The sequence below is a fragment of the Roseburia intestinalis L1-82 genome (genome assembly GCF_900537995.1).
In the GTDB taxonomy this organism is placed as follows: Bacteria; Bacillota; Clostridia; order Lachnospirales; family Lachnospiraceae; genus Roseburia; species Roseburia intestinalis.
Genome location: NZ_LR027880.1, coordinates 3,012,073 through 3,029,809 on the forward strand (window position 1 = coordinate 3,012,073; position 17,737 = coordinate 3,029,809).

At 41.9% G+C, this 17,737-nt stretch carries 17 protein-coding genes; 1 reads left to right on the plus strand and 16 read right to left on the minus strand.

Annotated elements, in window-relative coordinates; translation table 11 throughout:
• Nucleotides 1-7: 7 nt before the first annotated feature.
• The 3 genes from RIL182_RS14300 to RIL182_RS14310 are packed head-to-tail and all read right to left on the minus strand — an operon-like array spanning nucleotide 8 to nucleotide 3,668.
• Entirely contained in the window at nucleotides 8-1,015 is a 1,008-nt protein-coding gene (locus tag RIL182_RS14300) for an ABC transporter ATP-binding protein (protein WP_006859120.1), read from the minus strand.
• 7 nt (nucleotides 1,016-1,022) lie between these two features.
• Nucleotides 1,023-1,991: an ABC transporter ATP-binding protein gene (locus tag RIL182_RS14305; RefSeq protein ID WP_015560300.1), complete on the minus strand. Its 969-nt coding sequence runs from the start codon at nucleotides 1,989-1,991 to the stop codon at nucleotides 1,023-1,025.
• A 15-nt stretch (nucleotides 1,992-2,006) separates the two neighbouring features.
• Entirely contained in the window at nucleotides 2,007-3,668 is a 1,662-nt protein-coding gene (locus RIL182_RS14310) for an ABC transporter substrate-binding protein (RefSeq protein WP_134523385.1), read from the minus strand.
• A 210-nt stretch (nucleotides 3,669-3,878) separates the two neighbouring features.
• Here RIL182_RS14310 and RIL182_RS14315 point away from each other — a divergent pair, with 210 nt between their 5' ends.
• The gene (locus tag RIL182_RS14315) at nucleotides 3,879-4,520 is read left to right on the plus strand and encodes a peptidase C39 (protein WP_006859124.1); all 642 of its coding nucleotides are present in this window, start codon (nucleotides 3,879-3,881) and stop codon (nucleotides 4,518-4,520) included.
• On the opposite strand, the gene pdxR is transcribed toward RIL182_RS14315, so the two are convergent.
• The 13 genes from pdxR to RIL182_RS14380 all read right to left on the minus strand — a co-directional run bounded on the left by pdxR (nucleotide 4,513) and on the right by RIL182_RS14380 (nucleotide 17,639).
• A complete protein-coding gene (gene pdxR / locus RIL182_RS14320) occupies nucleotides 4,513-6,003 on the minus strand; it encodes a MocR-like pyridoxine biosynthesis transcription factor PdxR (RefSeq protein ID WP_006859125.1) in 1,491 nt (496 codons plus the stop codon). The genes RIL182_RS14315 and pdxR overlap by 8 nt on opposite strands.
• A gap of 11 nt (nucleotides 6,004-6,014) precedes the next feature.
• Nucleotides 6,015-6,866: a DUF2225 domain-containing protein gene (locus tag RIL182_RS14325; RefSeq protein WP_006859126.1), complete on the minus strand. Its 852-nt coding sequence runs from the start codon at nucleotides 6,864-6,866 to the stop codon at nucleotides 6,015-6,017.
• Between the two features lie 62 nt (nucleotides 6,867-6,928).
• Complete coding sequence (locus tag RIL182_RS14330) at nucleotides 6,929-8,617, minus strand: glutamine--tRNA ligase/YqeY domain fusion protein (RefSeq protein ID WP_006859127.1); 1,689 nt, start codon at nucleotides 8,615-8,617, stop codon at nucleotides 6,929-6,931.
• Between the two features lie 151 nt (nucleotides 8,618-8,768).
• A complete protein-coding gene (locus tag RIL182_RS14335; RefSeq protein WP_044999543.1) occupies nucleotides 8,769-10,205 on the minus strand; it encodes an AlbA family DNA-binding domain-containing protein in 1,437 nt (478 codons plus the stop codon).
• Nucleotides 10,206-10,351: 146 nt separating this feature from the next.
• A complete protein-coding gene (locus RIL182_RS14340; protein WP_006859128.1) occupies nucleotides 10,352-10,699 on the minus strand; it encodes a hypothetical protein in 348 nt (115 codons plus the stop codon).
• A complete protein-coding gene (locus tag RIL182_RS14345) occupies nucleotides 10,684-11,061 on the minus strand; it encodes a hypothetical protein (RefSeq protein WP_015560294.1) in 378 nt (125 codons plus the stop codon). The genes RIL182_RS14340 and RIL182_RS14345 overlap by 16 nt, the downstream gene beginning before the upstream one ends.
• 307 nt (nucleotides 11,062-11,368) lie before the next feature.
• Nucleotides 11,369-12,442 carry a peptide chain release factor 1 gene (prfA, locus tag RIL182_RS14350; protein WP_006859129.1) on the minus strand — a complete coding sequence of 358 codons (1,074 nt, stop codon included), beginning with the start codon at nucleotides 12,440-12,442 and terminating at the stop codon, nucleotides 11,369-11,371.
• Nucleotides 12,427-13,272 (minus strand): peptide chain release factor N(5)-glutamine methyltransferase, encoded by an 846-nt coding sequence (gene prmC / locus RIL182_RS14355; RefSeq protein ID WP_006859130.1) that lies wholly within the window; start codon nucleotides 13,270-13,272, stop codon nucleotides 12,427-12,429. Before prmC ends, prfA begins: the two co-directional genes overlap by 16 nt.
• On the minus strand, nucleotides 13,250-14,230 hold the full coding sequence (locus tag RIL182_RS14360) for a DUF1385 domain-containing protein (RefSeq protein ID WP_172606746.1): 981 nt from the start codon (nucleotides 14,228-14,230) through the stop codon (nucleotides 13,250-13,252). Before RIL182_RS14360 ends, prmC begins: the two co-directional genes overlap by 23 nt.
• 158 nt (nucleotides 14,231-14,388) lie before the next feature.
• Nucleotides 14,389-14,592 carry a 50S ribosomal protein L31 gene (gene rpmE, locus RIL182_RS14365; RefSeq protein WP_006859131.1) on the minus strand — a complete coding sequence of 68 codons (204 nt, stop codon included), beginning with the start codon at nucleotides 14,590-14,592 and terminating at the stop codon, nucleotides 14,389-14,391.
• A gap of 158 nt (nucleotides 14,593-14,750) precedes the next feature.
• Nucleotides 14,751-16,256, minus strand: coding sequence for a transcription termination factor Rho (gene rho, locus RIL182_RS14370; protein ID WP_006859132.1), 1,506 nt, complete (start codon nucleotides 16,254-16,256; stop codon nucleotides 14,751-14,753).
• A gap of 102 nt (nucleotides 16,257-16,358) precedes the next feature.
• Nucleotides 16,359-16,508 carry a hypothetical protein gene (locus RIL182_RS21345; protein ID WP_172606719.1) on the minus strand — a complete coding sequence of 50 codons (150 nt, stop codon included), beginning with the start codon at nucleotides 16,506-16,508 and terminating at the stop codon, nucleotides 16,359-16,361.
• Between the two features lie 126 nt (nucleotides 16,509-16,634).
• Nucleotides 16,635-17,639 (minus strand): helix-turn-helix domain-containing protein, encoded by a 1,005-nt coding sequence (locus RIL182_RS14380; RefSeq protein ID WP_006859134.1) that lies wholly within the window; start codon nucleotides 17,637-17,639, stop codon nucleotides 16,635-16,637.
• Nucleotides 17,640-17,737: the final 98 nt, after the last annotated feature.

Sequence of the window (17,737 nt, forward strand, 5' to 3'; positions counted from 1 at the left end):
ATGTATGTTACGCAGTTTCTGTCCCCTCGTAATAAGGACACGCCACCAGATGATCCGGTTTTTCCGCCATCGGCAGAAGCATCGGCTCACTCACACTGCAGTCTTCTCTCGCATACGGGCATCTCGGATGAAACCTGCATCCCTTCGGCGGATGTACTGCAGAGGCAACCTCACCTGTCAAAACGGCTGACTTTTCTTCCCGCCGTCCCGGATCTGCAACCGGTGCTGCCTGTGTCAGTGCTTTTGTATACGGATGTACCGGATGCATAAATACCTCTCCGGCATCTGCAATCTCAACGATCTTTCCCAGATACATGACTGCGATCCGGTCACTGACATAACGGACTGCACCAAGCCCATGACCGACGAACAGACTCGTCAGTCCCAGTTCGTTCTGCAGGTCGCGGATCAGGTTTAATATCTGTGCCTGGATCGACACATCAAGCGCACTGACCGGTTCGTCACACACGATAAACTCCGGCTTTAAGGACAACGCTTTTGCAATTCCGATACGCTGTCTCTGACCACCTGAAAATTCATGCGGGTATTTTAGAAGTGCACTTTGAGGCAGACCAACCATATCCAGAAGCTGTTTTAAGTCTGTATCGATCGTTTTCTTATCGGATACACCATGATATAGCATCGGCTGTGCTAAAATATCATAAATATGTTTTCGTGGATTGAGTGAAGAATAGGAATCCTGAAAGATCATCTGAAGATTGGTTCCCGCCTGTTTTCGTGCCTTTTTTTCACCGCGTGTGAGAGATTTTCCACCTATTTTTTCCCCATGATAATAAATCGCACCGTCAGTCGGCGAGAGCAGTCCCACCAAAAGCTGGCCGATCGTGGACTTTCCACAGCCTGATTCTCCAACCAGTCCAAGGGTCTCGCCCTTTTTTATTGAAAAATCAATGCCGTCCACGGCCTGTATCTGACTGACGGTATGGGTAATGATACCGCCCTTGATATCATAATATTTTTTTAAATTCTCTACTCTGATCAGTTCTTTATCCATTCCTGTTTTAACTCCTGTCAGCCTTATGGCAGCGCACGAAATGATCCTTTTCTATCTCCCTCATCTCCTGCTTCTTTTCACAGCCTTCCCCGGCAAATGCACAGCGGTCCGCAAACCTGCATCCCGGAATCTGGTCATAATTTTCCGGTACGATTCCCGGAATCGATGCAAGCGTCCTTCCGCTCTCATCGTAAATGCCCGGAACCGTATCAAGCAGTGCTTTCGTATACGGATGTGCCGGATGATAAAAAAGATCCTTCACAGATGCCATCTCGATGATCTGTCCCGCATACATGACAAACACACGGTCCGCCATCTGCGCCACAAGTCCGATATCGTGTGTGATCAGGATCACAGACATCCCAATCTCTTTTTGCAGATCCCGTATCAGTTCCATGATCTGCGCCTGGATCGTCACGTCAAGTGCCGTCGTCGGCTCATCTGCGATCAAAAGTTTTGGATTACAGCAAAGTGCCATCGCGATCATCACTCGCTGACGCATTCCGCCGGAAAGCATATGCGGATATTTTTTCATTGCAGCACGCGCATCCGGCATACCGACTTTCTCTAAGATCGTGACCGCACGCTCTCCTGCTTCTTTTTTTGGCAGATGCATATGAATCCGGATGCTCTCCGTGATCTGGCTTCCGATCGTAAACACCGGGTTTAACGATGTTAAAGGATCCTGAAAAATCATCGTCATCTGATTTCCGCGGATCGTATCTAACTGTTTTTCATCCATATCCAGCAGATTTTTGTTTGCAAAGAGGACAGAGCCGTCAACGACAGCTCCGCCCCTTCCTAATAATCCCATAATAGACAGTGATGTCACACTCTTGCCACAGCCGGACTCACCAACGATACAAACCGTCTCTCCTTCTGCGACATCAAAACTGACATGATCCACACTGATTTTTTTCCCAAAATCCCCGGTAAACTCTGTGGTCAGATCATTTACCTGTAATAATTTTGACATTGATTTTCCCGTTCCTTATTTCGTAATTTCCCACTGTTCCACATTGTTAAAGAAACCGTACACACTTGGTGTGGCATTTGAAAGACGTTTGTTGACAGCAGCCTGTGCGCTGACAATATAAGCAGAGAACATCGGAACATCTTCCTGTACCTTCTGATCCACAACGGAGTAAAGCCCTTTGATCTCATCCATATCACTTGTTGTCTGTGTCTTTGCAAGTGCTTCATTGACGCTGTCATCCCCGTATCCGGTCCAGCTGTCCTCGCCGCCTAACAGCCATGCCACATCCGGATATGGATCAACCGGTGCATAGGTGTACTGTACTGCTAAAATATCATAGTCATTGGTGCCTGCGACGGACATCAGTGTTGCAAAATCTACAGTCTGCACTTCCACTTTAATGCCGACTGCAGCCCACTGTGCCACAAATACATTCGCAGCATTTACAAATGCACTGTCACCAGAGTTCACATAAAAGCGTAAGGTCTGTGATCCGTCCCATCCGGCTTCCGCTAACAGTTCTTTTGCTTTCTCTACATCCTGCTCTACCGGAACGATACTGTCATCATAGAAAGGACTTGCAGAAGACAGAAATCCATCTGCAACTTCCCCTTTTCCTTTTAAAAGCTGTTCTAATACCATCTTACGGTCGATTGCATATAACATTGCCTGACGCACACGCACATCCGGAACATTTTTTGTCTGGATAAATACGGACTGGTTGGTCACCGGTTCTCCGTATACAACATTTACATTGGAAAGTGCCTCAACACTATCATAATCTTCCTCCGGGATGACACTCATTGTCGGCTGTGTAATATCAATCTCGCCGGACTGTAATCCTGCATAAAGCTGGCTGCCGCTCACGATCTTGATATTGAGTTTTGCGATCTTCGGTGCACCTTTCCAATAATTTTCATTTGCTTTATAAGAAATATAATGGTCGACATCGAAATCTGTTACCATATATGGTCCGCTGACGACATCCGGGTGATTGAACCATTCTGCAGTCTTTAACTCTTCTTCCGTGTACTGCTCGATCACATGTTTTGGAAGTGTCATCAGATAACGCGCATAAGAATTCTCAAATGTGGTCAGAGACATCTCCTCTTTTGTGGTGAACTGTACGGTCGCATCATCGATCGCTTTGATACCATCAATGCTCTCTGCTCCCTCCTCGGTAAAGCCGTCATCGCCCACACCCTCAAATACATAATACATCATGGAAGTATTGCCAATGACTGGCGATGTCAGGCGCAGTGCCGTGTATACGACATCATCCGCCGTGATCTTCTCGCCATCCGACCAGGATGCTTTCTCATCGATATGCACGATAAAATTTTTGTTATCTTCCGTCGTAACAGAATCCGCGATTTCTCCCTCAAATTCCAGATTCGAATTTAATTCTACCAGTGGAAGAAACATCAGGCTGGTCGCATATTTATTGGTCTCTCCGCCATCCATCAAAAGCGGATTTAACGTTCCAAGTGTATTGGTCACACCGATATTTACAATATCATCCGAAACCTCTGCTGTCTCTGTTGCCGCCGCATTTTCCCCCTGCGGCTGACTGCCTGTATTGCCGCCGGAAGTTCCACATCCAACAGCCGTAACTCCCATCGCAGCTGCGAGCACCAGTGCTGACAGGACCTTTTTCCATCTTCTTTCTTTTCTCATAATTTCCTCACTTTCTGCGAAAAACTCCCGTATGCCCGCTTTTAGCATATATAATAGTACTTTTCGCATATTATTTCTAGTAATCCACTAGGAATTAGGTAAATTATATTTTCTATGTTTTAAATTGTCAATCCTTTTTTGTTGAAAGATTGACAAAAAATTCATGGCTGATTATAGTATTGCTTAGAATAAAGAAAAGAGGCAATACACATGAAGAATCTGCTAATTTACCAATCCACCGAATATGACTGCGGTCCGACCACACTGACAAATGCCATCCGCTATCTCTTTGACCGCGAAGAAATTTACCCGGATATCGTCAAATATATTATGCTCTATTGTCTTGATTCTTATAATGAAGCAGGCGAAGTTGGAAAACGCGGTACATCCGCATCTGCCATGATGTTTTTGAGCAACTGGCTCACACAGTTCGGACAGGTAAAAAACTTCCCGATCTCCTGCAATTTTCTCGCTAAGGACGAGGTTGTACTCTCTGAAAACAGCCGCATTATCGGTGCCTTACAGCAGGGCGGTGCCGTTTTGCTGCGTGTTTACCTGGAAGTTCCTCATTATATTCTTCTGACCGGTATTTCGGGCAGTGATATCTATGTGTTCGATCCTTATTATGAAGAACCGGATGATCCGGAACTCGACAAAGAATTCTTTGAGGAAGGCATCACCTTTATCACAGATCAGCCAAAACGTGCCAACCGCCTGATCTCCATCACACGGCTTTCCGGCACCGGCGTCGGTTTTTATGAAATGGGACCATATAAGGAACGAGAAGCAGTGATCCTGTTCAATACAAACACCCGAAAAACACCGGAAAACAGTATTGAATATATCATATAATAGTATCTAATATCAAAAGACCTTTCTGGATCTCATCTTCACCCAGTCTTCCATAGCCAAGTAAAAGAATCGGTTTATGTGGTACAGTTCCGGCAAAATTGTTTTTTTCACTTTCTATGGAAGCATTTTTATTTCTCACAGTTTCATTACAGCTCTGCTCCGATTTCCGTACAACATATTCACTGATTCCATAGATACGGATTCCTTGTTTTTCCGCCAGATCACATATCTCTGTTTCTTTTTTTTCAGTATTTACCTGTACTAAAACATGCAGTCCTGCATGATCTCCGTAAATTTTTTCTACCCAGCTTCTCTTTTTTAACTCTGCAAGCAGGAAATCATGTTTTGCACGGTAGATCCCCCTCATCTTATTCAAATGACGTTCAAAATGTCCCTCTTCAATAAAGGCACGCAGTATCTCCTGCTGAATTTTGGGAACGGTCGTAGAATAAAATCCACATTTTTCATGATAACGTTTTAACAATTCCGGTGGAAGCACCATATAACTGATTCGAAGTGACGGCGCAATGCTCTTAGAAAAAGTTCCAATATAAATCACTTTTTCAAAATGATCCACGCTTTGCAGCGACGGGATCGGCTTTCCACGGTAACGGTACTCACTGTCGTGATCGTCCTCGATCAGATAGCGTTCCTCTTTCTCCAATGCCCATTTCAACAATTCCAGCCTTTGTTTTAACGGCATGACCGTTCCAAGAGGGAACTGATGGGAAGGCATGATATAGACAACATCCGGATCATAATTTCTGACCTTTTGTGGATCTATTCCATCTTCTTCCACCGAAACAAGCGTCATCTGATATCCCATATTTAAAAATGTATGATATGCCTGCAAATAAGTTGGATTTTCCATGAGAACCCGCTTATTTCTTCCTAAAATCTGTGTCAGTAAAATCTCAAGATATTCATTTCCTGCTCCGATGATCAGCTGATCGGGCTGACAGTTCACACCTCGCGCCTGATGCAGATATGCTGCAATCGCCTTTCGAAGCCCATAGTCCCCCTGTCCATCCCCGGATAACAGCAATTCTTCCCTGTCATCTAACAGTGCATTTTTGTTTAATTTTCTCCACACATTATATGGGAAATGCATGGTATCGATTGCATATGGGGAAAAATCAATAACATGGCTGCAAGCTGTCTCTTCCTGCTCTTTTTTTCCAAATGTAAATGTATGTTTGAAATCTTTTTCTATATGCCCAAACTCATACAGCTCTGTAATATCACACACAAAAAAACCCCTGCAAGGTTCTGCTTTGATGTATCCCTCTGCAAGGAGCTGTTCATATGCCATTTCGACGGTACTTCTGCTTACCGACAAATGCTTTGCCAAAAGTCTTGTCGACGGAAGCTTTTCCCCAACAGGAATTTTTCCCTCAATGACATCCCGTTTGATATATTCGTATATTTTTTCATAGAGGGGAGCTTTCGCTCCCCCCTGTAAATCAATCATTATTTCAATCATAATAATTTTGCCTATTTGCTGTTTTTGATCTCTGCCACGATCTTTTCTTTTAAATCATATGCACGGTCTTTCATCTTTTTCGATGCAGAAGGTGTAGCCTGGATTCTTGAAATACACTTAGAAGCCACATCATATTTTTTGAAATGATATGCCATTGCCGCAAGAAGATAATCTACGGTACACTGATCCATTCCACACATTGGAAACATCTCTGTAGACATTGCTTTCATAAATCCCTCATATGCCTGCTGGTAAAATGCCTCTTCCTGCTCTTTTGCCTCTTTTTTCTTCTCTAAGGTCTCCGGATCTGTTCCTTTTAACTCCTCTGCCTTCCCACGATACAGCCAGGAAAGTTTTAAACATGAATAGGCCTTCTCACTGGTCTTTCCTTTTTTGACGATCGTATTGAAAAGTGCAAGCTTATAACGCTCGATTGCCTGATCATAGTCTAAGACGGCAGGTTCATCGGAACCTGTTGGTTTGAAATTGGCACAAACCTGTTCCTTGATCAGTTTGATCTGTCCTGATGTCACATGCTCGAAATAACGGTTCATCGCTGTATATCCGCAATACGGGCAGGATGCCACATCATATTTTAAAGTGTCAATGTATTCGAAACGCGGACGCAGATCCAGATCCGGCTCTAAACGTTTGATTCGTCCGTTCTTGATCATTTTTGTCTTAAATACCTTGTCACAGACAGTACAACGGATTGCCTTGTCTAACAGAAAACTGTCCTCTGTCGGAGCAGCCTCTGTTTTTCCACCATCAGCGGATGCTGCCGGCTTTTTTTCATCCTCAAACAGATCCGTTGTGTTATCTGCTTTAATACCAAATTTTTCCAATCCTGCAAATAAATTCATTTGTATTTCATATCCTTTCCTGTTACGCCCGTTTCAGGGCAAAAATGCAAATCATTACAATGCTATGCATTAGGCAGTTTAAATGAGCTCTTAAGTGAAACGATCCGGTTAAATACCAGATGATCTGCGGTCGAATCTTTCGCATCCACACAGAAAAATCCCTGTCTTACGAACTGGAAACTGTCATATGCTTTTGCATCTTTTAAATTTTCCTCAACAACACAGTTTTTTAAAACAGTGAGGGAATTTGGATTCAGATTCAGACTTCCGTCCTCATTATACACTCCTTTTTCCTCATCTACAATGTTTTCATAGAGACGAATTTCAGCCGGAACTGCCTGTGCTGCAGATACCCACTGGATGGTTCCTTTTACTTTTCGTCCGTCCGGGCTGTTTCCACCTTTAGATGCCGGATCATAAGTACAGTGGATCTCCGTCACCACGCCATTTTCATCTTTTACGAAACTGTTGCAGGTCACAAAGTATGCGTTCATCAGACGTACTTCGTTGCCCGGAAACATACGGAAATATTTCTTTGGCGGCTCTTCCATAAAGTCTTCACGGTCAATATAAAGTTCGCGTGAAAATGGAACTTTACGCACACCAAGTTCCTCATTTTCAAGGTTATTGACTACCTCAAGATACTCTGTCTCTCCCTCCGGATAGTTGTCGATCACAACTTTGACCGGATCTAAGATCGCCATCATACGGGGACGTTTCATCTTTAAATCTTCACGGATACAGTACTCTAACATGGCATAATCCACAGAGCTGTTTGCCTTGGAAATACCGCAGAGTTCCACAAACATTTTTAAAGATTCCGGTGTAAATCCTCTTCTGCGGAGTGCAGCAATCGATACAAGGCGTGGATCATCCCATCCGTCTACGATACCTTCCTCCACAAGACGCTTGATATATCTTTTTCCTGTCACTACGTTTGTTAAATATAATTTTGCAAACTCGATCTGTCTCGGCGGCATCTCATCCTTATCCGGAATCATATCTTTGCCAACCTCATCGATCACCCAGTTGTACAGCGGTCTGTGATCCTCAAACTCGAGTGTACAGATCGAATGGGTAATTCCCTCAATGGCATCCTCTAATGGATGTGCAAAATCGTACATCGGATAAATGCACCATTTGTCTCCGGTTCTGTGGTGTGTCATATGCGCCACACGGTAAATAACCGGATCTCTCATATTGATGTTTGAAGATGTCATATCGATTCTTGCGCGGAGCACTTTCTCTCCGTCGGCAAATTTACCGTTTTTCATATCTTCAAATAAAGCAAGATTCTCTTCCACACTTCTGCTGCCCGCAGGATCTTCTTTTCCCGGTTCTGTCAGTGTACCGCGGTACTCACGGATCTCATCTGCACTCAGATCAGAAACGTATGCTTTTCCTTTTTTGATCAGCTTTACTGCTGCTTCATACATCTGATCAAAATAGTCGGACGCGAAGAACAGTCTGTCCTCCCAGTCAGCACCAAGCCATTTGATATCCTCTTTGATTGCCTCAACAAACTCTGTCTTCTCTTTTGTCGGGTTCGTATCGTCAAATCTTAAATTAAATTTTCCATTGTATTTCTGCGCAAGACCTGAATTTAAAAGTATGGACTTGGCATGTCCGATATGAAGATATCCGTTTGGCTCCGGTGGAAATCTTGTATGGACGGTTTTGCAATGTCCTTCCTCTATATCCTGATCAATAAACTGTTCAATAAAATTCTTTGAGACATTCTCGTTTTCCATGATGTCTGTCCTCCTCTTAAATAAAGCAACTCATGCTATATCATACATGATACACCGTCTGGGTGCAAGTATAATATAGCATGAATTAGCGGTTTTGGGTAAGAAAATATTTTTTCGTTCGATTTGTTCCCCTGATATAAACTTTTCTGTATCATTTATTTATTTTCCAATAACCTTTTCTGTCTGATCCCACTCGTTCTATCACATTTTTTTCCTTCAATGACTTCAACCGCACCGCTATTGTTTTTCTGCTTATCTTTAATTTTTCTGCAAGTTGAGGCATGGTATAATTTGCATTCTCTAATAGCAATGCAAGAACCTCCTGCTCTTTTTCAGTCACCTTTTCAGTCACCTTTTCAGTCACCTTTTCAGTCACCTTTTTAACGTTGTCTGGTCCAACTTGCAAATCAGCAACGGATTCCATCGGTATCACTATTTGAAAAATATTGTCTTCCAAAAAAATGGGGGTTCCACCAGAGTATAATTTCGTATATTTATTCGTATTTCTCATCCCAGAGCCCAATTCATCCGCATATCCAATTTCCCGAAACACTTTCGAAATCGGCGGGTTCTTTGGAAATGGCTCAAACTGATTCAATTTCAGTTCTCCATGACCATGTGGAAGATTACTGTTTTTCGTATAGATTCGGTTACTTTCAATCACAAATTGTGCCGTATATGCATTGGAATAATCCCGATGTGCCAGAATATTTGATATAATTTCACGCAAAATCTTATCTCTAGCACTCACGCTCTGATCTCCATCCAACACAAAAGTATCATTCAAATGTTTTTTTCCAAAATCCATCAATCTGCGGTAGCTATCTATTAAATTCGTGATAATAACTTCGCGGTCATCATAGCGGTCCAGATTTTTCACACGATAAATAGCGTCTGTCTTATATTGTGGCAACACAGACATAATCGTATTATCTTTTCCAAATAATAGAATCGCAGCAAGTGTTATTCCTTCCTTTCCCGTATCCGGGTCAGTCAGAATAAGTCCTGTGCTTCTAAGTATTTCTTTCTCATCCATATTTGCCCATGGGTGATTGTCTACTCTTGAAAGTGCCATCTGCTTCGCTCTTCGGATCACGTCAAGATCAAGATACTCCAGTCCAAGTCTTGGATAAACTTTATTCACAAAATAAGTGCTCTGCTTTCTCGCATACATCTTATACACTAATTCTGCATTGTCTGTTATATCAATATCACCTTCATGTGTTCTATCCCAGATTCTGCCATTCAAACGTCTAAGCTGTGTTCCCTCAGGCACCCAGATATAGACAAGTATCTTTCCATCTATCTCAAAAACCTCTGGTGTAAGATACATCGGTGGATTCAGCTTATTTGCATTATTAATAGATGTCGTAAAATCTTTGAGTATCTTATCTACTTTTTGGAAATTAACACCCCGAATCTCTTTTGTCTTATCAACTACACCAAGAACAATATGTCCTCCATTGCGGTTATTAAACGAACAGACCGATTGATACACATCCTTTGTCAGATCATTTTCTGACTGTTTGAATTCCACATCTATTTTTTCGCCGGACTGAATTATCTTTTTCAACTCGTCTGCTGTCATACGCATACCACCTTTCCAAGACAAAATCCATTACACTGACTTTCCTTAAATCATTTAGCTAATAGTATCATAACTTCTCCTAATATATCTGATATCTCTACATAGTCTATATCATTCAATTTCACTATGTTTTTGTTACCATTCTATTATTCATGCTCTTCTACTTTTTCAATAATATACTCTATTTTCTCAATTCTTTCTTCTGCTATCTGTACTCTTTTCTTCTCAACTTCATTTTTATCTGTAATCCTTATAAAATAATACTTTCCTCTTTTTACTGGTTCAAATAATGTTTTATATGTTTCTTTTTGTGTTATAACTATATACTTTACATTCCGTACTTTTTCAGCCTTAATATTTGCCAAAACTTGAAGAATAATGCAACTAATAACTACAAAATAAATATCTCTATCATACTGTTTGTTATATAAATTTTTTAAGATTGCTAAACCTTGCATTGAAATTACAAAGTAAACCACTATTCCAAAAAACATATTGACGACATATTTCTTTTTTTGTTTTTTTGTTTTTTTGTTTTTAATTTTACAATTAAACTTATACCAAAACTATATATTAATCCAATGACACTTAAAGCAAAAAAATATTCATTTATTATAATATTAGACCACGTCGATTTTCCAAATGCTACAATTAAAAATATAACCAATACCTGTGCTACAATAGTTCCTACTAATTCGTATTCCATCAAAAAAAATGATTCTTCAAAATTATGATATTCATTTATAAAAATTTTTGTTTTCATATATGGAATAAATTTGTAAATAAAAAAACCATAAATTGCAATAGCAATTGGCCAAAACACTTCTAACATTTTCATAATGTTTTCAATTTTCATTATCTTCCCCCACTCGTCAATTATGTTTCCCCTATTCTCGAACACGAACGCACGTTCTATTTATAAAATATCATACTCCAGTTCTCATATCAAGAACATTTTTACATTTTCCATTTAAACATCAGAAACAATGAAATCTTCGTAGAAAGTTACATAAACTACACCGTTATTCACACCAGTCTGCAAAAAAGGGCAAAAATCAGAGCCAGCCTTCCGACTGACTCTGCTCCACTCTAATCATATTATAATTTACTCTGATAATTCTCTAACTGGCGGAAAATACCAACTATATTTACAACATCTATCCTTAATTCTCATTCATCTTCGCCAGCTTCGCTGCCTGGTCTGCTGCGATACATGCGTCAATGATCTCCTGGATATCTCCGTTCATGATCTTATCGAGTTTGTACAGTGTAAGATTGATTCTGTGATCCGTCACACGTCCCTGTGGGAAGTTGTAGGTACGGATCTTCTCAGAACGGTCTCCTGTTCCGACCTGACTCTTACGAAGCTCTGCTTCCGCATCGTGGGCTTTCTGCTGCTCTAAGTCGTATAATTTGGTACGCAGCAGGGCGAACGCTTTTGCCTTATTCTGGATCTGTGATTTTTCCGTCTGGCTGTAGATCACGATTCCGGTCGGGATATGTGTCAGACGCACGGCAGAGTCTGTCGTATTGACACACTGGCCACCGGCACCGGATGCACGGCAGACATCGATACGGATATCTTTGTCATCGATCTGCACATCCACTTCCTCAGCCTCCGGCATCACTGCAACTGTGATAGTGGAAGTATGGATACGTCCGCCGGACTCTGTCTCCGGGACACGCTGTACACGGTGTACACCGGACTCATATTTCATAACGGAGTAGGCTCCCTGTCCGCTCAGCATAAAAGTAACACTCTTCATACCGCCGATGCCGGTTTCATCTGCTTCCATGATCTCCGTCTTCCAGTTTCTGCTTTCTGCATAATGCAGATACATACGATAAATTTCAGCAGCAAATAAAGCAGCCTCGTCACCGCCGGCGCCTGCGCGGATCTCAACGATAACGTTCTTGTCATCGTTCGGGTCTTTCGGAAGTAATAAGATCTTTAACTCTTTTTCCAACTCTTCCACTCTTGCCTTAGAATCGTTTAACTCTTCTTTCGCAAGTTCACGCATCTCCTCATCAGACTCTTCCTCAAGCAAAGCAAGGGAATCCTCGATGTTCTGTTTGCACTGTTTATATTCCTTATATGCATTTACGATCGGAGTCAGGTCACTCTGCTCTTTCATCAGCTTACGGAAACGCACCGGATCATTTGCCACATCCGGCTCACTTAATTCACTCATTAATTCCTCAAAACGGATCAGTAAATCCTCTAATTTATCAAACATATATCCTCCATTCCTGTCACAACACGATCATTGTGTGCCAAATCTTTGATAACCGTCACATTTTTAAATCCAGCTTCTTTTAAAAGCCCGGACACTGCTTCGCCCTGATCGTAACCGATTTCAAACAAAATGTGTCCTCCCGGTTTCAGATATGCCTTACATTCTTTGATAATCTTTCTATAAAAATATAAACCGTCCTCTTTGCCGTCTAAAGCCTCCATCGGTTCAAACTCCTGCACCTCCGGCATGAGTTTTACCACTTCCCCGGTTCTTATATAAGGCGGGTTTGAAACGATCACATCATATGTCCCTGTCACATTGTCAAACAGATCACTGCGCTCAAACGTGACCGAAACCTGGTTCAGCTTTGCATTTTCCTTTGCCACAAGAAGTGCCTGTTTGGAAATATCCGTCGCTGTCCCTTCCACCTCCGGTACATTATGCACAATACTGACAATAATACAGCCGGAACCGGTGCACAAATCAAGTACTTTCATTCCCGGTTTTACGACTTTTAATGCTTCTTCCACCAGAGTCTCCGTATCCTGTCTCGGAATCAGCACATTGGAATTGACCTTAAATTTCAATCCCATAAACTCTGCTTCACCGACAATATATTGTAACGGCACATGTTCTGCACGTTTGCGCAATGCAATCTCATATTCACTTAACTGTTCCTCAGCGACCTCATCCTCCATATGCAGATAATAAAAGCTGCGGTCGATCTTGCAGACCATCTCCAAAAGCAGCCATGCATCAATTTTTGCATCTGCCACATCTGCCATATTTAAAACCTTTTCGCCGAGATTAATTGCTTCCCGATATGTCATGTTCTCTACTGTCCTCTTGTCTTATTTCTTCCACATAAGTCTTCCAGTCAAACACAGCTTCCACAGATGCAATCCCCACCTCGATCATATCATCCTCCGGCTCCTTCGTCGTGATATGCTGCAGCAGAAGTCCCGGTTTACTGAGCAGATTAATAAGCGCATTATCGCTGCGTCCTGCAAGTCTTATAAATTCAAAAGACACACCCGCGATCACCGGGATCAGCACAAGACGAAGTACCAGTCTTAACACTCTTGAATCCACATGGATGAACATAAAAAAGAAAATACTGATGATCATAACGATCAGCAGGAAACTGGTTCCACAACGCTTATGTAATCTGGAACTCTTTCTCACGTTCTCCACCGTAAGATCCATCCCATGTTCAATACAGTTAATGCACTTATGCTCCGCACCATGATACATGTAAACCCGTTTAATATCAGGCATCAGCGAAATCGCTGCCACATACCCGATAAAAATTGCCAGACGGATCAGCCCCTCTAAAACAGCGATCAGCATATAGGAATCTGTAAACTTCTGAAAAAATACAGATATATAATATGGAAGAATCATAAATATCGCGACAGCAAGAACAATGGAAAATGCAACCGTCCCCCCCATCATCAGGCTGTCCTGTCTTTTCTGCTGCTCTTCTGTCAATACTTTTTTCTCACGCTGTTTCTTTGTCTTTTCTTTCTGGTCCGTTTCTTCTTCCTCAAAAAAAGAAGCGGAAAACGTCAACGTTGCAACACCCAGGTACAACGACTCTATAAAACTGAACACACCGCGTAAGATCGGCATGTTTCTGATTTTCTTATTTTTTATAATACCTTTATATTCGGAAACCTCAAGTGCAATTTCCCCATCTGGCTTTCTGACAGCTACGGCGTATTTTTCCTGATTTTTCATCATCACACCTTCCATGACTGCCTGTCCGCCAATCCCGGAATATCTCATGTTAATCTCCATTCTTATGTGTGAAAAAGAAGATTTTCACACTGTTTTCCATTCCTGTCGGTTTTCACGAAATTAACGAATAAAATCATCCGACGCTCTAAAAAAAGGTTGAGATTAAATAAACCTCAACCTTATCTTTAACCATGTTCACTTGCGTACTATTTGTTAATGCCGTACTTCTTGTTGAACTTATCGATACGTCCGTCAGTTCTTGCAGATTTCTGCTGTCCTGTGTAGAACGGATGGCATTTGGAACAAATTTCTACGTGGATATCCTCTTTTGTAGAACCTGTTACGAATGTGTTACCGCAGTTACATGTAACTGTTGCCTGATAATAATCTGGATGGATTCCTTCTCTCATGATTTTCACCTCTTTATGTTCTTATCGTTATTTAGTTTCGCCTGTTCAATCCTTTTATACCCGTATGCCCGATCCGCATATGGTACTTACTCCAAAGGAAAGTCCCGATAAACAGCTTAATCAGTGTAACATACGATTTCAAAAAAATCAAGATATTTTTAAATAATTCTGTTCTTTTTTACCATATTAATATATTCGCGATTATTTTTGGTGCGTGCAAACATATTCAAAATATTCTCCACGGCATCATCTTTGCGCATTCCATTGATTGCTTTTCGCATGATGTCAACTGCTTCCTGTTCTTCGGAATCAAGCAGCAGATCTTCTCTTCTGGTTCCCGATTTCACGATATCGATTGCCGGGAATACACGCTTTTCCGAAAGTTTTCTGTCGAGCACGAGTTCCATGTTACCGGTTCCCTTAAATTCCTCAAATACAACATCATCCATCTTGCTTCCGGTATCAACCAGCGCTGTCGCAAGGATTGTAAGGCTTCCTCCCTCACGCATATTTCTCGCTGCACCAAAGAATCTTTTTGGCATATGGAGTGCCGCCGGATCAAGACCTCCGGATAAGGTACGTCCACTTGGTGGAACCGTAAGGTTATATGCCCTTGCAAGTCTTGTGATACTGTCAAGAAGGATCATGACATCTTTGCCGTGCTCTACCAGACGTTTTGCACGGCCAAGCACCATCTCCGATACACGTTTGTGATGTTCCGGGAGTTCATCAAAAGTAGAGTAAATTACCTCAACATTATCGCCCGCAATGGCTTCCTTGATATCTGTAACCTCCTCCGGTCTCTCATCGATCAGAAGGATGATCAGGTGCATATTCGGATTTCCTGATGTTACTGATTTGGCGATTTCTTTTAAAAGTGTTGTTTTTCCTGCCTTAGGCTGGGAAACGATCATACCACGCTGTCCCTTACCGATTGGGGAAACAAGATCTACAATACGCATCGCAACACTGCATCCCGGGCGTTCTAAACGTATCCTCTCATTCGGAAAAATCGGTGTCAGATCTTCAAAACTTTTTCTCTTCTGGGCTACACTCGGGTGATAGCCGTTAATTGTAGTCACATATAAAAGTGCCGAAAACTTTTCCTGCTGTGTCTTGATTCTTGTATTACCACAGACAATATCTCCCGTTTTTAAATTAAACTTTCGGATCTGTGATGGTGAAACATACACATCATGCTCACCCGGAAGATAATTCTCACAGCGGATAAATCCGTATCCATCCGGCATAACCTCTAAAATACCATTTGCCGTAATTCCACTGTCAAGACTCATCATGGTATCATCTGCCGCTGCAGATGCCGTCTGATTTTCCTGTGTTTCTACCGGCTCTTCTGCCTTTTCTTTTGTCTGACGATCTGCATCTGTTCCGCGTTCCCTTGGTACATATTCCGTCCTTTTTCTGGAATATTCTTTCGGCTGTGCATGATCTTTCGAACGCTCTGTGCCCTCTTTTGCTTTCACACGCTCCCCGCGCTCTTCCTGCGTCTGCATACTCTCCGTCTCTTTTTGTTTGCGTGCATCTTCTTCAAGCATACGATTGACCAAATCGCTCTTCTTCATGGAAGAAATATTCTTCAGTCCCCGTGCCTTTGCCAGATCACGCAAAACGACTAATGATAAACTCTCATATTTTTCTCTCATTCATAAACTCCTTACTTTTTTCACCTGTTGGAATCGTCTGCGGAAATGATGTCTGATGTGACAATTGAATTTTTCGATGTGGCTATTATACTACATCTTTTTCTAAATAGGAAGTCCTAATTCTTGATTTTTCTCCCTAATCGCAAAAAAGCAGATACTACGAAAATGTTCAAATCCCTGTTCCTGCATATAATAATATACACTGTAATAACCGGAAACAGTAAAATCTGCCTTTAATGCCCAGAAACTCATCGATCAATTTCGGCGTGTCTGTAAAACCGGCTTTGTCAAATACCTCTTTATTGTAGATTAATCCATTTACACAGGCAGATGACATCAGAATGAAAACTGCAAGAAATAAAGCCCTGTATCCGTATTTCATTCTATTTTTTTCTTTTCATTTTGCATAACTGCACGAAAAATGCCTGATACCGCAGCAAAAAGTACCCCTGCCACCGGCCAGATGATCCATGTAAAATCCCAACGCATTGTCCAGAAACTCCATCCCAGATAAATTGCAGTGGCAATACACCAGTAAGCTCCGCTAAATGCATCTAACTTCTTTTTCAGTTTCTTTTCTGAAATAGTATAATCTCCCTCCTGCAAAAGAATATCATAACTTCCTTTTATCATACCGACACGGATTATCATATACACGCCACATGCTACCAGAATTAAAAGCAGCGATACAAAGCTGGTACATACAACATCCGGCGCATCCATACAGGCTGCCACCAAAAGCGGGATTGCCGCAACGATGCAGAGCACCACGCCAACGGCGATTCCTCCGGTAAAGGTTCCCTCATAATTTTTTAATTTTTCCTTTGCAAGCCCTTCTACCCCATAGGCGGTTTCAAAACATTCGTTTTCCAGAAACTCGAATCTTTTTGTCTGCATACCGCAGAAAATAAATGTAAATACCGCTGCAGCCACAAATCCAAACAGGCATACCAGTCCAACCGATACAGCCACACCCTCGGAAATATTTCCAATCTGCGTCTCCGATAATCCTGCCAAAAATATCAGAACTGACGGACTGACGATGCAGGCTGCAACTGCAGCCGCGATCTTCGGTGCATTTTTCTTCCGGATTTCCATAAAATCATTTGCCTCTTCCATTGAAACCTTTTTTAACGGAAAATCTTTGTTGGAAGGTTCCACTCCCTCAATGAGCTGCGGTGTCTCACATTCATCTTTTAAAAGGTAGTCTGTACTCACCCCCAAAATCTCTGACAGCTGGATCACCCTCTGAAGATCCGGTATTGACTGGGCACTCTCCCATTTTGACACCGCCTGTCTGGAGACGGAAAGTTTCTCTGCCAGTTCTTCCTGCGACCATCCGTTCTTTTTTCGCTCTTCCATAATTTTTTCAGCTAAAATCATAACTCATCCTCTTTTCTTTTTCAATGATGTGATCTTTGTTACGCCTCCATCATACCCATTTTGACCGGTTGCAGGCTACCAAATGTGCCTGTCAATCT

What these genes read in the sequence shown, in the direction of transcription:
- rho (WP_006859132.1), bottom strand. Translation starts at nt 16,256, where the DNA reads ATGAGAGAAAAATATGAGAGTTTATCATTAGTCGTTTTGCGTGATCTG.
- prmC (WP_006859130.1), bottom strand. Translation starts at nt 13,272, where the DNA reads ATGACATATCGGGAAGCAATTAATCTCGGCGAAAAGGTTTTAAATATG.
- RIL182_RS14305 (WP_015560300.1), bottom strand. Translation starts at nt 1,991, where the DNA reads ATGTCAAAATTATTACAGGTAAATGATCTGACCACAGAGTTTACCGGG.
- RIL182_RS14340 (WP_006859128.1), bottom strand. Translation starts at nt 10,699, where the DNA reads ATGTTTTTTGGAATAGTGGTTTACTTTGTAATTTCAATGCAAGGTTTA.
- RIL182_RS14310 (WP_134523385.1), bottom strand. Translation starts at nt 3,668, where the DNA reads ATGAGAAAAGAAAGAAGATGGAAAAAGGTCCTGTCAGCACTGGTGCTC.
- RIL182_RS14330 (WP_006859127.1), bottom strand. Translation starts at nt 8,617, where the DNA reads ATGGAAAACGAGAATGTCTCAAAGAATTTTATTGAACAGTTTATTGAT.
- RIL182_RS14345 (WP_015560294.1), bottom strand. Translation starts at nt 11,061, where the DNA reads ATGAAAATTGAAAACATTATGAAAATGTTAGAAGTGTTTTGGCCAATT.
- prfA (WP_006859129.1), bottom strand. Translation starts at nt 12,442, where the DNA reads ATGTTTGATAAATTAGAGGATTTACTGATCCGTTTTGAGGAATTAATG.
- RIL182_RS14360 (WP_172606746.1), bottom strand. Translation starts at nt 14,230, where the DNA reads ATGAGATATTCCGGGATTGGCGGACAGGCAGTCATGGAAGGTGTGATG.
- RIL182_RS14315 (WP_006859124.1), top strand. Translation starts at nt 3,879, where the DNA reads ATGAAGAATCTGCTAATTTACCAATCCACCGAATATGACTGCGGTCCG.
- RIL182_RS14325 (WP_006859126.1), bottom strand. Translation starts at nt 6,866, where the DNA reads ATGAATTTATTTGCAGGATTGGAAAAATTTGGTATTAAAGCAGATAAC.
- RIL182_RS14380 (WP_006859134.1), bottom strand. Translation starts at nt 17,639, where the DNA reads ATGATTTTAGCTGAAAAAATTATGGAAGAGCGAAAAAAGAACGGATGG.
- RIL182_RS14335 (WP_044999543.1), bottom strand. Translation starts at nt 10,205, where the DNA reads ATGACAGCAGACGAGTTGAAAAAGATAATTCAGTCCGGCGAAAAAATA.
- RIL182_RS14300 (WP_006859120.1), bottom strand. Translation starts at nt 1,015, where the DNA reads ATGGATAAAGAACTGATCAGAGTAGAGAATTTAAAAAAATATTATGAT.
- RIL182_RS21345 (WP_172606719.1), bottom strand. Translation starts at nt 16,508, where the DNA reads ATGAGTTTCTGGGCATTAAAGGCAGATTTTACTGTTTCCGGTTATTAC.
- rpmE (WP_006859131.1), bottom strand. Translation starts at nt 14,592, where the DNA reads ATGAGAGAAGGAATCCATCCAGATTATTATCAGGCAACAGTTACATGT.
- pdxR (WP_006859125.1), bottom strand. Translation starts at nt 6,003, where the DNA reads ATGATTGAAATAATGATTGATTTACAGGGGGGAGCGAAAGCTCCCCTC.